General features: G+C 71.8%; 10 protein-coding genes. 4 read left to right on the forward strand and 6 right to left on the reverse strand.

The annotated features are described in order from the left end of the window. Positions 1-83 precede the first annotated feature (83 nt). From OHU74_RS29075 to OHU74_RS29090, 4 genes are all read right to left on the reverse strand, one after another. Entirely contained in the window at positions 84-932 is an 849-nt protein-coding gene (locus OHU74_RS29075; protein ID WP_371618600.1) for a hypothetical protein, read from the reverse strand. Beyond that, entirely contained in the window at positions 929-6166 is a 5238-nt protein-coding gene (locus OHU74_RS29080) for a caspase family protein (protein ID WP_371618601.1), read from the reverse strand. The genes OHU74_RS29075 and OHU74_RS29080 overlap by 4 nt, the downstream gene beginning before the upstream one ends. Positions 6167-6255: 89 nt before the next feature. Then, positions 6256-7191 carry an alpha/beta hydrolase fold domain-containing protein gene (locus OHU74_RS29085; RefSeq protein WP_371618602.1) on the reverse strand — a complete coding sequence of 312 codons (936 nt, stop codon included), beginning with the start codon at positions 7189-7191 and terminating at the stop codon, positions 6256-6258. 151 nt (positions 7192-7342) lie between these two features. Beyond that, the gene (locus OHU74_RS29090) at positions 7343-8353 is read right to left on the reverse strand and encodes a zinc-binding dehydrogenase (RefSeq protein ID WP_371618603.1); all 1011 of its coding nucleotides are present in this window, start codon (positions 8351-8353) and stop codon (positions 7343-7345) included. A 213-nt stretch (positions 8354-8566) separates the two neighbouring features. Here OHU74_RS29090 and OHU74_RS29095 point away from each other — a divergent pair, with 213 nt between their 5' ends. Next, positions 8567-9100, forward strand: coding sequence for a TetR-like C-terminal domain-containing protein (locus tag OHU74_RS29095; protein ID WP_371619845.1), 534 nt, complete (start codon positions 8567-8569; stop codon positions 9098-9100). Positions 9101-9297: 197 nt separating this feature from the next. Beyond that, positions 9298-10056, forward strand: a complete 759-nt coding sequence (locus OHU74_RS29100; protein WP_371618604.1) for a hypothetical protein — start codon at positions 9298-9300, stop codon at positions 10054-10056. An 84-nt stretch (positions 10057-10140) separates the two neighbouring features. Here the strand turns inward: OHU74_RS29100 and OHU74_RS29105 are convergent, their stop codons facing one another. Next, a complete protein-coding gene (locus OHU74_RS29105; RefSeq protein WP_371619846.1) occupies positions 10141-10845 on the reverse strand; it encodes a response regulator in 705 nt (234 codons plus the stop codon). 29 nt (positions 10846-10874) lie between these two features. Next, positions 10875-12125, reverse strand: a complete 1251-nt coding sequence (locus tag OHU74_RS29110; RefSeq protein ID WP_371618605.1) for a sensor histidine kinase — start codon at positions 12123-12125, stop codon at positions 10875-10877. Positions 12126-12266: 141 nt separating this feature from the next. On the opposite strand from OHU74_RS29110, the gene OHU74_RS29115 reads away from it, so the two are divergent. Further along, a complete protein-coding gene (locus tag OHU74_RS29115) occupies positions 12267-13466 on the forward strand; it encodes a serine hydrolase domain-containing protein (RefSeq protein ID WP_371618606.1) in 1200 nt (399 codons plus the stop codon). Between the two features lie 62 nt (positions 13467-13528). Next, positions 13529-14707, forward strand: coding sequence for a serine hydrolase domain-containing protein (locus tag OHU74_RS29120; RefSeq protein ID WP_371618607.1), 1179 nt, complete (start codon positions 13529-13531; stop codon positions 14705-14707). Positions 14708-14710: the final 3 nt, after the last annotated feature.

A 14710-nucleotide genomic window follows, 5' to 3' on the forward strand; every position in this document is an offset into this window, starting at 1 on the left:
CGAACATCGTGTGAAGTACGGCATAGGGAAGGTGAACGGCGCCCGCGGTGCCCCCGGGCACGGAGGGCGGGTCCGGCAACCGCTCAGGCGAGCGCTTCCGCCAGGACGAGACCGGTTTCACGAGCGGTCAGGTAGGGGCGGACGTCGTGGGCATGGGCGCCGTTGTCGACCGCCAGGTCCTGGACGCGGGTTCCGAACGAGGGCGCGAGCTCCTTCACCAGTGCCACAGCGTCTGCGCGATCGGCGATGTTGACCCAGCGCTTCACGGGCACGGGCCACCGGGCCGCCCCTCCGTGCGGGGTGGGTCGAAGGCGGTCGAACACGAGGCCGCGTACGGCGAGGGGCGACCCGAGGGTGATCAGTGTGAGGTCCTGCCACTGGGGGTGGGCGCACAACGTCTCGTAGGCGACGACACTGCCCAGGGAATGGGCGACGATCACCGTCGTCTCACCGGTCACCGCGCGAGCCAGCCGTGTTCCGGCGGCCTGCTGGACCTCCGGCTCGGTGAAATAGCGTCGGACCTGCCGCGCACTGCCGATCATCGCGCCTTCGGCGAGGCCCGCGAAGAAGGCCGAGTGGCTGAGGGCGTTGAGCGCCCGCTGGACGATGCGGGGGGTGCGCAGCCGGCCGGGGGCATCCGGTCCGGGTACGCGGGCCTCGGCGTCCGCGGCTGCCTGCCACCACGACAGGAGCAGATCGTTTTCCAGTCCGGGTTCCACGTCGGACGCGTCGAGGGGCGGCTCGCCCAGGCCGCGGTGACCGGGCCGGCGGAAGAGGTCACCGTAGAAGGCGACCGAGACGTCGTGGCGCGGCAGCGTGCCGGAACCTGAAAGGGCGAGGCCGTCGTTCAGGGAAGGGAGCCACGCCTCGGCGATGCTCTCGGGCCCCTTCAGCTGCTGTGCGATGCCGTGGACGAGGACGACGCGGGTCATCGGGGATCCCCCTGTTCCGTACGGGCTGCGGGGGTCAGGCGGAGCGCCACCAACCCCATGTCGGTGGCCACGCAGATCCGGCCCGCCTCATCGACGGCGACACCGTTGATGCCGCTGCCGACGTTGATCTCCGCCTGGAGGGCGGCCGCTTCGAGGTCCCAGACGCGCACCAGGCCGTAGCGGTCGGCGGCGACGAGCGTAGGAGTACCGCCCACGTTCGCGACGCGCACGCGCCGCACCGCGGCCGGGAAGCGGTCCAGTTCGGTGCCGGAGGACGGGTGGGCGTCCAACGGCACCATGCAGACCCGGCCGTCGCCGGCTCCGGTCAGGAGGTGGTCGCGCCCGCCGATCACCGCCAGGTCCAGTGCGGTCGCCCCCATCTCGTAGCCGGTTCTGACCTCCCCGTGGGGGCGGCCGGTCCGGAGGTCCCACAGACGTACGGTTCCGTCGTGCGAGGCGCTGGCCACGATCGGTACGGCGCCCACCTGCCCGGCCTGCAGTGCGCTGACCATGGCGGTGTGGCCCGACATCGGCGGGCAGACGGGAGCCTCCGTGGCGAGGTCCCAGGCGTGAAGGGTGTAGTCCGCGGCGACGGAGATGACGCTGGGACGCCCCTGGACGACGACGACGCGTGCGAGCTGTGAGTAGCCGGCCCGGCGTGCCAGCCTGCGCCGTGCGCCGAGCCCCCAGACCTCGACATCGGTCCAACTGCTGCGGACCACGATCACGTCGTCGTCGAGGGGCTCCGTGGCGGCGTGGTAGATCGAAGACGCCCCTGAGGTCAGATGGCCGGCGACCTGTCGGCCGTTCTCCAGATCGTGGACGCGCACGGCGCCGTCGAGACTGCCCGTCACGACCACGGCGCGGCCGTCGCAGGCTCGGGCGATGTCGGCCGAGAGCAGGTGCTGTTCGAGGCCGTAGAGGGGTTCACCCAGCGGTTGCATGGTCGTCAGGTTCCAGAGGCGGACCTGGAGGGACCCGACGCCGATCAATACCGGAACGTTCCCGATCCGCCCGATGACGGGCGGAGTCTGCGACACCGGCACCAGGTTGTTGCAACTGGCCAGGACCGGACCCTCCTCGGCACCGGACACCAGGTCCCACACGCGAAAGGTGTTGTCCAACGAGGTCGTTGCGATGACCGCCCTGCTGCCGATGCGGCCGAGCGTGGCCGCCGCGACGAAACCGGTGTGGCCGAGATAGGGGCCGCCGATGACGGCGGACGTCTCCATGTCCCGGGCGTGGACCGCGTTTCCATCGAGGATCACGATGACGACGGGGCGCCCCTGGTGGAACCCGACCCCCACGGTCCGGGCGGCGGGGGTGAGGGTGGACGCGTCGAAATGGGAATGGAGCGTCGCGGTCAGGTGGCTCGGACCGGGTCCGATGCGCCACAGGTATCCGTGGTCCAAGTAGGTGCACAGGACGACCTCGAGCGTTCGTCCGCTCCTTCGGACCGACAGGTGCCGGATGTCCCCGATGTGGCCGGCCAGCGGCGGGCAGAGCTCGGTGCCGTCGCGCGCGTCCCAGAGGCGCACCGTTCCGTCGTCGCTTCCGGTGAGCAGGACCGACCGCCCGTCGATTTCGCCGAAGACGGCGCAGCGAACGGCATTGGTGTGGCCGAGCAGGGGGCCGACCGGGGCGCCGGCGCGCAGCGGCTCCCACAACCGCACGGTCGTGTCGGAACCGCCGGTGGCCACGACGAGCGAACCGCCCACCTCTGCGACCGCGACGGCCAGGACCTGGCCGGTATGCCCCTTCAAGGGCGCGGCGCATTCCTGGCCGGTGCCCATGTCCCACAGACGGGCGGATCCGTCCTCGCTCCCGGTGACCGCCAGGTCCCGGCCCCGGTACGCGTGGTAGGCCGCGGCCAGCACGGGTCGGGCATGGCCTTCCGCGGGCTGGTCCGCCGTCAGGTCCCAGATCCGTGCGGTCCGGTCCTCGCTCACCGTCACGGTGAGGGCGATGTCGCCCTGGTCGAACAGTGCCGCCGCGGTGATGTCGCCGACGTGGCCGCGCAGCGGCGGACCGACCTGCTGCAAGGTGCGGACGTCCCATATACGGGCTTCCATGCGCCCGCTCGTCACCGCCACCGGGCGGCCCCCGAAATGGCCGGCGGCTGCCGAGGTCACTCCGCTGCGGCTGTAGTAGACGTGTGCGCTGACCGGCTCCCCGACCTGACGGCGATCGTGCAGGTCCCAACGGCTCAGCATGCCCGCCTGGTCACCGACCAGAGCGATGGTCCGGCCGTCGACCTCGGTCACGCACACCGCGGAGACGCCCATCGCCGTGCCGATGAGGGGACTGCCGTCCACGCGGGCGCTCCCGCCGTCGACCACCTCGGACAAGTCCCAGACGTACACCGCCTTGTCGTCCCCGCCGGTGACGGCGATCGGCCGTCCGTCGAGCTCGCCGAAACTCGCGGCCAGGACGGAACGGCGGTGCTCGGTCAGCTCGCTCCCCAACTGGCACCGGTCCTGCAGGTCCCACAACCGCGCCGTGCCGTCGGCGCTGGCGGTCAGTACGACCGCGCGGCCGTGGAGGGCCCCCACCGCGATGCTCGCCACGCGGTTGGTGTGCCCGCGCAGCGGCGCGCCGTATTCCTGGCCCGCCGAGAGGTCCCAGACCTTGACCGTGCCGTCGTCTCCACCGGTCAGAGCCACCGTGTAGTCACCCAGATCACCGATGGCCACGGAGCTCACGGCGCTGCCGACGGACATGGGTTCGCCGATCTGCTGCTGAGCCGTCAGGTCCCAGATCCGCGCCGTGCCGTCCACACTGCCGGTGACCGTGATGGGACGGCCGTCCAGCGCGCCGACGGCGACGCAGCCCACGGCCCGGGTGTGACCGGCGAGCAGCCGGTGGACGCCGCTCGTGGACCACCAGGCCCAATTCGCGGCCCATGGACGGGCCAGGGAGAGGTCCTCGATGCGGTCGGCCAGCAGATCGGCCTCGCACCGGCGGGCCGAGAGCTGCAGGTCCGCGGCACGGTCCCCGATCGGGCGATCGTGGGTCAGCCGGTGTGCCACGTGTTCGTACGCGCTGCGGATGCGCCGGGCCGTGTCGCCCTCGATGGAGGAGAAGGCCGTGAGGAGGGCTCGCGGATCACTGGCCAGGAGGAATCCGGGATCCTCGATCAGGTCGGTCAGTACGCCACCCGCGGCCGCGTGCGTGGCCAGATGGCGCCGGACGTACCCGGCGGCGCCGAACCAGTCCGGCGGGCCGTCGACCGGCTTCGCGACGAGCGAGCGCAGGGCCCGTACGATCGACCGCTGGACCTGCTCCGCCGCCCGGTCCGCGGTGGCGCGCAGATGCTCGGCGAGCGCCTTGTGGTAGAGGCGGTACGCGGATCGCTGGTCGTCGTCGATGACTTCGGCGACGTACGCCTCCGCCACGTCCAGCGCCCAGGTGACGTCCTCTTCGGTGCAGACGACGCCCGAGATCACCGAACTGAGCGTGGTCCACACGTGGCCCCGGGGCAGCCCCTTGCCCTCCGAGAAGGCCAGCGCCAGCAGCATCCGTCGTACCCGGGCCTCGTCCGGACCGAAGCGGGCCAGATAGTCGTCGAAGGCTTCACCGACCTCGCTGGGCAGGTCCTCGGCCCAGCCGGTGCGGCTGGTGTCGACGGGGGAGCCGTCGGAGCGCAGGGTGCGCGCCGTCGTCCTCGCGTAGAGGTAGACGCCGGCCGCCTTCGCCGCGACCGCGTCGGCGACCGTACGGGCGCGGTCGGCCCGGTCCCGGTAGGGCGTCGGAATCTCGGGTTCGTCGCCGGCCAGCAGCACCCGTGCGACGTAGCCGGACACGTCTTCCTGCGTGGCCCGGTAGCCGTCCTGATCCAGGTCCATCACCGTGAACGTGCGGCCCAGCGGGCCCACGAGTTCGTGGCGGGCGCCCACGAGCAGCCTCACGCCGGGAATCTCCGACATGGGGCGCAGCAGCTCGCGAGTGATCCGGCGGGGCTCGCCGTGGCCGCCGGCGTCCGCCGCGGTGTCCGAACCCGCCTCGTCCACGGCATCCACCACGACGATGATGGGTGCTCCCTGACGCCCGCGCCGGGTCAGCTCCTGCAGGAGAGCGGCGGGGCCGTCGGTACGGGTGTCCAGCGCGGTGGCGATGCGTTCGACCACCTCCTCCAGCCGTTTGTGCCGGGCGTGGACCGCGGCCGAGACGCATCCGGCGGGCAGCACGGTCGAGGCGTCGACTTCGGAGAGGTCGAGACGAGCCCGGTATCCGGGGTCCGAAAGGGCGACGATCCGTCCGAGGACCGCGGACTTGCCGCAGCCCGGGCTGCCGGTGACCACCCTGCCGCGACCGTCGCCGCGGGGCGAGGTGAGCCAGTCCACGAGTTCGGACAGCACCCTGATCCGGCCGCTGAAGTACAGGCCCTGCTCGGACTCGAACTCCACGCCCCTGGACCGGGGGCCGAAGTGCTCGTCCAGATCCCGATCGGCCACGCGCCGTTGGACCTGCAGATCGGTGCCGAGGGGAGGGAGTTCCTCCCGGTAGTTCGAGTTGGCCAGGAACGGCGCGAGACCGGTCACCAGTCCGCTGGCCAACTCGGCCCGCTGGCCGCGGCCTTCGGCGTCGAACTGTTCGTTGACCGCTTTGACGAGTTCGGTGAGGTCCAGGTACTGCTGGCGTTGCCCGGTTCGGCCGGCGGTGGTTTCGACGGCCTCGATCAGGGCCGTGACGAACATTCCGTCCTCCGCGATGTCCTTGTGCCGGGCCGAGCCCAGGAACCACAGGCCTGTCGAGGCGCGGACGGAGGTGCTCCGGTAGGCGATCGTCTGGAGCGCGACCGCGGCCGCATCCGCGCTTCCCGCTCCGGCCGAGCAGGTGTCGAGGATCAGCAGCAGGTGGCGCAACTCGCCGCGGCAGAGGATGCGTACGAGGTCTTCGGTGGCCAGGGCGCTGGAGACGAGGTCGTCCTCCTGCGAGTCCCAGCAGAGCAGATAGTGGCGGTCGCGTTCCTCGACGGAGCCGTGCCCCGCGAAGTACACGACGACGACGTCGTCGGCCGCCAGATCGGCATCGGAGGACCAATGGGTCAGCTTGCGCCGTATCTGGTCGGCGCTGTCGTAGTCTCCCAGCCCCGGCAACACGGCCTCGTAGCCGAACGCCTGGAACAGCTCGGTCGTCGCCCGCACATCAGCAGGGACGGAGGCCAGCTGTTCCTCCTTCGGGAGATGGCAGTACTTGCCGCTCCCCAAGGCGATGAAGAATTGCCTTCCCACCCCACCACCCGACGTCATGGTCGCTGAACCCGAACTCTACCGAGACGGGGGCTCTTTCGGCGGTGGTTGCGGTGAGCGGGGACGAGGTCTCAGCTGAGGCGTTCCTTGAGTTGGGCGTACAGCTCGGTGACGGCGGCGTCGGCGGCCGGGGAGACGGCGAACAGGTTGAGGAAGGCGTGGATCAGCCCGTCGTAGGTGCGGGCGAAGACGTCCACGCCGGCGTGTTCGAGGGCTTCGGCGTAGGCGTTGCCCTCGTCGCGCAGGGGGTCGTACTGGGCGGTGCCGATGACCGCGGGGGCGAGGCCGGTGAACTTCTCGGCGCGCAGCGGGGAGATCCGGAAGGAGCTGCGGACGGCGGGGTCGTCGCCCGCGTAGAGGTGTTGGAGGTCCTGGACGTCCTGGTTGGAGAGGACGTAGCCGGTGGCGTTCTCGGTGCGGGAGGGGTAGTCGTCGACGAAGTCGGTGGCGGGGTAGACCAGGAGCTGGGCGGCGAGCGGCCGGCCTTCGTCGCGGAAGGCGAGGGCGACGACGGCGGCCAGGTTGCCTCCGGCGCTGTCGCCGGCCACGGCGAGGCGGTCGCGGCGGGCGCCGTAGTCCTCGATGTGGGCGGCGACGTGGTGGGCGGCGGCGAGGCAGTCGTCGTGGGCGGCGGGGAAGGGGTGCTCGGGGATCAGGCGGTAGTCGACGGCCACGACCACGGCGTTCACGTCGCGGCACATCCGCCGGGTGACGGCGTCGTGGGTGTCGAGGTCGCCGGTGAGCCAGCCTCCGCCGTGGAAGAAGACCACCGTGGGAACGGGTCCGCCGCCTTCGGGCCGGTAGACGCGTACGGGGATCGGCCCGGCGGGTCCGGGGACGGCGGTGTTCTCCACCGAGCCGACCTCGATCGGCTCCGGCAGTACGACGCCGGCGCCCAGCCGACGGCTGACCTCGCGCAGTACCTCGGGGTCGGTGTCGATGATCCGGGGGGTGGGGTGGGCGTTGACCTGGTCGAGTACGGCGGCGATGGACGGGTCTACGGGCACGGGAGGCACCTTTCTTCGGCCTTCTTCGGCTTTCTTCGGCGGGACGCGCCCGGGGCGCGCGGGGGAGTGGCGGTTCGGGTCTCTGCCTCGCATCGTGCGGTCGCGGTGCGCGGGCCGCTACTGGAGGGTGCGGGCGAGCGGGATCAGGGGGTCAGGGGCGCAGGATCAGCCGGATCGGGTCGCCCTCCTTGGTGCGCAGGCGCTGGACGGCCTCGGCCGCTTCGGCGAGCGGCAGCACGTCGGAGACGGACCGGGAGAAGTCCAGCCGGCCGCCTTCGGCCAGGGCGATCAGCTGCGGGACGGCCTGGTCCTCGGAGCCGTAGTGGCCCAGGATCCGGTGTTGCAGATAGCTGAAGAGGGTGCCGTTGGTGATGGTCAGCGGCTTGATGGTCAGCCCGACCAGGACCAGCTGTCCCTGGGGCGCGAGGACGGTCAGGGCCTGCTCGCGCACGGCGGAGGCGCCGGCGAAATCGAAGGCGACCTCCAGTGCCCGGTAGCCGGTGGCCTCCAGGATCCGCACGCGCAGCCGGGGGTCGGCCGGGTCCAGGGCCAGGTCGGCCCCGAAGTCCAGGGCCCTCCGGCGGGCGGCCGGCGAAGGGTCGACGGCGATGATCGGATGGGCCCCGACCGCGCGCAGCAGCTGGACGGCGTGGGCGCCGAGCCCGCCGACGCCCCAGACGCCGACGGCCTGGGCCGGGCGGACCCCGGCGGTGGTGGTGACGGCACCCCAGGGGGTGGAGACCGCGTCCGGGATGATCGCTCCCTGCTCGAAGGGGATCGAGTCGGGCAGTGCGAACAGCGTGCCGACACTGGCTCGCGCGTACTCGGCCCAGCCGCCGTCGTAGTCGACGCCCCGGGTGAGGAGGCGGTCGCCCCGTACCTCGCCCGCCTGCAGCACGACACGCTGCCCGACCGTCCAGCCGGTCACCTCCGGTCCGAGCGCGGCGACCGTCCCGGCGACCTCGTGTCCGAGGGTGACGGTGTCGCCGTGCAGGTGGGCCGGTGTGAGGGCGCCGTCGATCAGGTGGACGTCGGACAGGCACACACCGGCCGCCGCGACCTTCACCAGTACCTGGCCCGGACCGGGGACGGGCCTGGGCACCTCCTGGACGGTCAGCGTGCGGGAGGGGATGTGCAGCCGTGCGGCGCGCATGAGGGCCATGGCGGTTCGTCCGTTCCGGTTGGTCACCTGCGGGCTATCGCAAGTCGTCTTGCGTTAAAACGTACGCCCGCCGGTTCCATATCGCAAGGCCCCCTGCGTTAGGCTGCCGGCGTGACGGGCGAGAGAGTGGGCAAGAGAGTGGGCGAGAGGGAGACGGGCAAGAGCGAGGCGGGCGAGAGCGCAGCGCCGCCGCTCAGGCGCCGCGGTGAGCGGATGCGGCAGGCGGTTCTGGCCGCCACCGTCGACCTGCTCACCTCGGAAGGGCTGGCCGCCACCACCGTGGCCGCCGTCGCGCGCGCGGCCGGCGTCCACGAGACCTCCGTCTACCGGCGCTGGAAGACCCGCGAGAATCTCGTCTTCGACGCGCTGGCCACCCACTCCGACACCGCGCTCCCGGATCCGGACACAGGAGACGTGCGCGCGGACCTGTCCCAGCTGTTCACGGCGCTGGCCCGGTACCTCTCGACACCGGCCGGCGCCGCACTGCTGCACCTCGGCACGGTGCGCGGTGAGAATGACCTGGAAGAGGGGCGGCGCTCCTACTGGAACGCCCGCCTGGAGCGCGCCGAAGCCCTCGTCCGGCGCGGCATCGACCGGGGAGAACTCCCCTCCGGAACCGACCCCCACCTGCTGGTCGAGGCCATCACAGGTCCCCTCCTCGCGCGGGTACTGCTCACCGGCGAGCCGCTGGAGGACACCCTGGTCCCGCGCCTGGTCGCCCTGATCCTCGACGGCGCCCGCGGCTGATCCTCGACGGCGCCCGCGCCTGCCCCTCGACGGCGCGCGCCTGACCCGCGGGCGGTCCGTCCGCGTCGGCTCCGCCCGCGGCAGGGCCGGGGTCGGCGGGCCGCCGAAGTCGAGGCCGCGCAGTGCCGTACGAGGGAGTCCAGCTGCTGCCTCGCCGGGCTCCGAACGTCGCAGCGTCAGATGAGGTGGTATTTCGGATGAAACTCGCCATCGGCGATGACTGGACCGCGACGGTGACGGGCGATCCGCTGAGCAGCACCCCGCGTTTCGATTTTTGGGACTTCAGTGTGTCCATCGCGACGTACGCGAATGTCGAGGAGCGCGGGCAATTCCTCCTGGACACTTTCGGGAGCCATCCGTGGCTGTGGGACACGCCCGATGAACTCCATTTCGATCCGGTCAGCCGGAATCTGGTCGGGGCCGAGTTCCAGATCGCCGTCGGGTCCGCCGACGCCGAGGACTGGGCGCGTGTTCCCGCTGCCCCTCTCGTCCGCCCGGGTGGTCTGCGCGCGGACGAAGCCCGGGACTTCCGTCTGGAGGTGACCACGGAGCTGTGTCGCGCGCCCGCGGACCGCGAGCTGACCTGTCTGCGTGACCTCGACGTCCTCGACGAGGCGCTGGAGGCCCGGATCGGCATCGCCTCCGACGTGGCGCTCCTGGTCCAGCACGGAACCGTCGTCGGTTGGAGCCTCACGGATCCCGCGCGGTACTTGACCACCGGCTTCGCCGTTCCCGACGAGGCTCCCCCCGCCCCGGCCACCCGGCTCCTGCTCACCGAATGCCTGGACCTCCTCACCACGCCGCTGCTCGACGAGGTGAGGCGTCGGGACCCGGCCGCCCTGGCCGGCCTCCGGGAGCTCCACCACCGTCTGCGCGACCAGCGCGAGGACCGCCACCGCATCGACGCCCTGACCGCGAAGATCGCCGACTTGGTGGCGGACTACGGGAACCGGTGACATCGGGGTCTCGGAGGGCGATCCGGAGACCGCGGCACGGTAGACCGCGAGGCGGAGCCACGTCGCGGCCCGTACCGAGACCGGTCAGCCGGCGAAGCCCGGGACCACCAGGCCGGACTCGTACGCGATCACCACCGCATGGGTACGGTTCTGCGCGCCGAGCTTGGTCAGCACATTCCCGACGTGCGTCTTGACCGTCTCCAGGCTCACCGTGAGGGACTCCGCGATCTCCGGATTGGAGAGCCCGGTGGCCATCAGGCGCAGCACCTCCTCCTCCCGGCCGGTCAGGGCGGCCCGCGGCAGGGCCTCGGCGGAGCCCAGCGGGCGGGGGGCGACCATGCGGCCCAGAGCGGCCGGGAAGAGTACCGCTTCGCCCGCCGCCACCACCCGGACCGCCTCGGCGATCTGGCGGACGGGGAGGCGCTTGAGGACGAAGCCGCTGGCGCCCGCGCTGAGGGCGGCTGTGACGTAGCCGTCGTTCTCGAAGGTGGTGATCACCACGACCTTCGGCGGTTCGGCCACTTCGGCAACGAGTTGACGGGTGGCCTCGATCCCGTTGAGACGCGGCATCCGGACGTCCATCAGGACCACGTCCGGTCGCAGGATCCTCGCCCGTTCGACCGCCTCTACGCCGTCGGCGGCCTCGCCGACCACCGTGATCCCCGGCTGCGCGGCGAGCAGCAGGCGCAGGCCGCTGCGGGTGACCTCGTTGTCGTCCGCGATCAGGAGGGTGACGGAGGGGCTGTTCACGGAAGGGCTGGTATCGGAGGGGCTGGTGGCGGAAGCCAGGGCCGTCCCCTCGCCCGCGTCGGATCCGCTCACGCCGACACCCGTGCCGGCAGCCGGCAGGCCAGCCGCCAGTGCTGCGTCCCGTCCGGGCCGGCCTGGAATTCGCCGTGCAGCAGCCTGACGCGCTCGGCCAGTCCGGGCAGACCGTGGCCGGAGGTCGGGAAAGCACCCGGGCCCGGGCCCGGGCCCGTCCTTGCCCCGGTCCGGTTGACCACCGTGAGGTCCAGTCCGTCCGGCCCGGCAGCCACCCGGACCTCGATCGGGCCGCCCGCCCCGTGGCGCAGCGCGTTCGTCAGCCCTTCCTGGAGGATCCGGTACGCCGCCCGGGAGAGCGTCCCCTGGACCTGTGCCAGCTCGCCCGACAGCTCCGGTTCCACTACCGCGCCCGCGTGCCGCAGCCGGTCCAGCAGCTCGGGGAGGTCGGCCAGGGTCCGGGTCGGGGCCGTTCCCGACTGTTCCTCGCGCAGCACTCCGAGCACGTAGTCCAGGTCCTCCAGCGCGGCCCGCGTCGACTCCTCGATGCTGCGCATGGCGGCCCGCGCCGCCGCCGGGTCGGCGGAGAGCATCTCGCCGGCCACCGCAGCCTGGATGGTGGCCGCCGTCAGCGTATGCCCGATCGAATCGTGCAACTCGTGTGCTATCCGGTTGCGTTCGGCCAGCAGCAGTTCCCGCTCGGCAGCCAGCGCGAGCCGTTCGGCCGCCGACGGTCCCAACAGCCGTGGCGCCGACCACCGCAGGGTCTTCGTCACCAGTACGCAGACGGCCGCCGCCAGCAGGATGCACAGGGCCGCCACCGCCCAGCTGCTCCAGCCGCCCGACACCCGGACCGACGTGCCGAACAGACTCACCCGCGCCTCGGTGCGGAGCCAGTTCCCCGGCAGGGAGAGGCCCATGATGAACAGCACCCCGCTCGCCAGCGCCCCCGTCCACCCGACGGCCACGTGCAGCACCAACCAGAGCGGGGTCCGCCAGCGGTCGAGGCCGGGGGAGCCGGAAGTACGGCGCCCGGCCACGGGATTCGGCAGCGGCACCCGCAGCAGCCGGCGGGCGGACACGACCAGCGCCCGCCGTACGGGGCGCGCCAGTCCGGCCACGCCGACCAGTACCGCCCAGACCAGCAGGACGAGGACGATCTGCACGCTCTCGGGAGCGGATTGCCACGACAGCGCCGGCAACAGGGCGAAAGGCAGCAGCGGAAGGCTCGCCAGAGCGCCGCAATAGGCGAAGAGCACACCCGAATACGTGGAGCCGCGCAGTAGCGGCCGAAATCCCCTGATCATGGTCGCCAGTATCGCCGGGCAGCCCATCGGCAGCCTCCCCCGATCGGGGGAGCGATTTCTCCCGCCTTCCCGCGATGTGGTCGCAGGGCCCTGGAAACCAGGATTCGTGCTCCGACCGAACGATTCCCCAGGAGTTGACTCATGCGAGCTCAGACCCGGCAGGGCCTTCCTTCCCCGACCCGGCAGCAGCAGGGCGGCGGGCGGCGACGAGCCGTGTCGGCTGCGGCCGCGCTGGTCATCGGCGTCATGACCACGGGCGCCCTCGCCCCGACCACCGCCTCCGCCTCCGGTTCAGCCGCCGCCGCTGCTGCCGCCAGTCCGGACGCCGTACAGCGGGCCCTGAACGCGCTGGTGCGCGACGACGGCATGCCCGCCGCGCTGGCGAGCGTCCAGGACCGTGACGGCCGCACCCGCACCTACACCGCAGGAGTCGGCGACCTCGCCACCGGCTCGAAGGTGCCGAAGGACGGCCAGGTACGGATCGGCAGCAACACCAAGGCGTTCACCGCGGTGGTGGTCCTGCAGCTGGTCGGCGAAGGGAAGATCGGCCTCGACAGCATGGTGGAGACCTACCTGCCCGGCCTCGTCCGCGGAGAGGGGATCGACGGACGCCACATCAAGGTCCGCCAGCTCCTCCAGCACACCAGCGGACTCCCCGACTACGGCGTCCACATCGACGACGACGAGATCAGGAACCGGTACGTCGAACCCCGCGACCTGCTCGACATCGCCCTCCGGTACAAGGCCGACGCGGCTCCGGGGGAGAAGTGGGGATACAGCAACACCAACTACGTCCTGGCCGGCCTGATCGTCCAGAAGGTCACCGGCCGCCCCCTGGCCGAGGAGATCGACCGGCGCATCATCAAGCGCATCGGGCTGCGCCACACCTACTTCCCCGCCCCCGGAGAGATGACCATCCGAGAGCCGCACCCCCAGGGCTACCACCGCAACCCGGAGGACGGACCGCTGCGCGACTTCACGGAGATGGACCCCTCCTGGGCCTGGGCCGCAGGCCAGTTGATCTCCACCAACTCCGACCTCAACCGCTTCTTCACCGCGCTCCTCGGCGGCCGCCTCCTCCCGGCGGCCCAGCTCGCCGAGATGCGCACGACGGTCCCCGCCGGGACCTCAGGCCTCCGCTACGGGCTGGGGCTCATGAGCAGGCCGCTGTCCTGCGGCGGCGTCTACTGGGGCCACGGCGGCGACATCGTGGGGTACGAGACCCGGGGCGGTGTCACCGACGACGGTCGCGCGGCCAACGTCACGGTCACGAGCATCCCAACGGACGATTCGGCCGCGCAGCACGTGAAGGACGCCGTGGACAGGGCCCTGTGCGGATGAATCAGGCACCCGGCGACCCGGCGACCCGAACGATGAACCAACGATTCCCCAGGAGCGGACTCATGCGAGCCAAGACCCGGCAGGGCGGCTTTCCTTCCCCGACCCGGCAGCAGCGGGGCGGCGGGCGGCGACGAGCCCTGCACGCCGCAGCCGCGGTGGCCATCGGCGTCATGACACTGGGCGCCCTCGCCCCGCCCTCGGTCTCCGCCGCCGCCAGTCCGGACGCCGTCCAGCAGAGCCTGAACGCGCTGGTGCGCGACGACGGCGTGCCCGCCGCGCTGGCGAGCGTCCAGGACCGTGACGGCCGCACCCGCACCTACACCGCAGGGGTCGGCGACCTGGCCACCGGCTCGAAGGTGCCCAGGGACGGCCAGGTACGGATCGGCAGCAACACCAAGACCTTCGTCGCGGTCGTCGTCCTGCAGCTGGTCGGCGAAGGGAAGATCGGCCTCGACGCCACGGTGGACACCTACCTGCCCGGCCTCGTCCGCGGAGAGGGGATCGACGGACGCCACATCAAGGTCCGCGAGCTCCTCCAGCAGACCAGCGGACTCCCCAACTACAGCAACTACCTCGGGGACGACGTGCGGTACTACTCCCCCCGCGAACTGCTCGACACAGCCCTCCAGCACCCGGCCGAGTTCGCCCCCGGGAAGAGTTGGAAGTACAGCAACACCAACTACGTGCTCGCCGGCCTGATCGTCCAGAAGGTCACCGGCCGCCCCCTGGCCGAGGAGATCGACCGGCGCATCATCAAACGCATCGGGCTGCGCCACACCTACTTCCCCGCCCCCGGCGACGCGAGCATCCGGGAGCCCCACCCCCACGGCTACCTCCGCAACGCGTCGGACGGACCGCTGCGCGACATCACCGAGATCGACCCCTCCTGGGCCTGGGCCGCAGGCCAGTTGATCTCCACCAACTCCGACCTGAACCGCTTCTTCACCGCGCTCCTCGCCGGCCGCCTCCTCCCGGCGGCCCAGCTCGCCCAGATGCGCACGACGGTCCCCGCCGAAGCGACCTTCGGCCCCGGCGCCCGCTACGGACTCGGACTGGTCAGCAGGCCGCTGCCGTGCGGCGGTCTCTCCTGGGGCCACGGCGGCAGCTTCCCGGGGTACGAGACCCGGGGCGGCGCCACGGACAACGGCCGTGCCACCAACGTCGCAGTCACCATGCAGCTCACCGACGATGCGGGCCGGAGGAATCTCGAACGCGCCGTGGACACCGCCCTGTGCCGCTGAACC

The organism is Streptomyces sp. NBC_00454, assembly GCF_041434015.1.
Taxonomy (GTDB): domain Bacteria; phylum Actinomycetota; class Actinomycetes; order Streptomycetales; family Streptomycetaceae; genus Streptomyces.

Coding starts and splice junctions, on each gene's coding strand:
- OHU74_RS29075 (WP_371618600.1), bottom strand. CDS start 932: ATGACCCGCGTCGTCCTCGTCCACGGCATCGCACAGCAGCTGAAGGGG.
- OHU74_RS29090 (WP_371618603.1), bottom strand. CDS start 8,353: ATGGCCCTCATGCGCGCCGCACGGCTGCACATCCCCTCCCGCACGCTG.
- OHU74_RS29095 (WP_371619845.1), top strand. CDS start 8,567: ATGCGGCAGGCGGTTCTGGCCGCCACCGTCGACCTGCTCACCTCGGAA.
- OHU74_RS29100 (WP_371618604.1), top strand. CDS start 9,298: ATGAAACTCGCCATCGGCGATGACTGGACCGCGACGGTGACGGGCGAT.
- OHU74_RS29110 (WP_371618605.1), bottom strand. CDS start 12,125: ATGATCAGGGGATTTCGGCCGCTACTGCGCGGCTCCACGTATTCGGGT.
- OHU74_RS29115 (WP_371618606.1), top strand. CDS start 12,267: ATGCGAGCTCAGACCCGGCAGGGCCTTCCTTCCCCGACCCGGCAGCAG.
- OHU74_RS29120 (WP_371618607.1), top strand. CDS start 13,529: ATGCGAGCCAAGACCCGGCAGGGCGGCTTTCCTTCCCCGACCCGGCAG.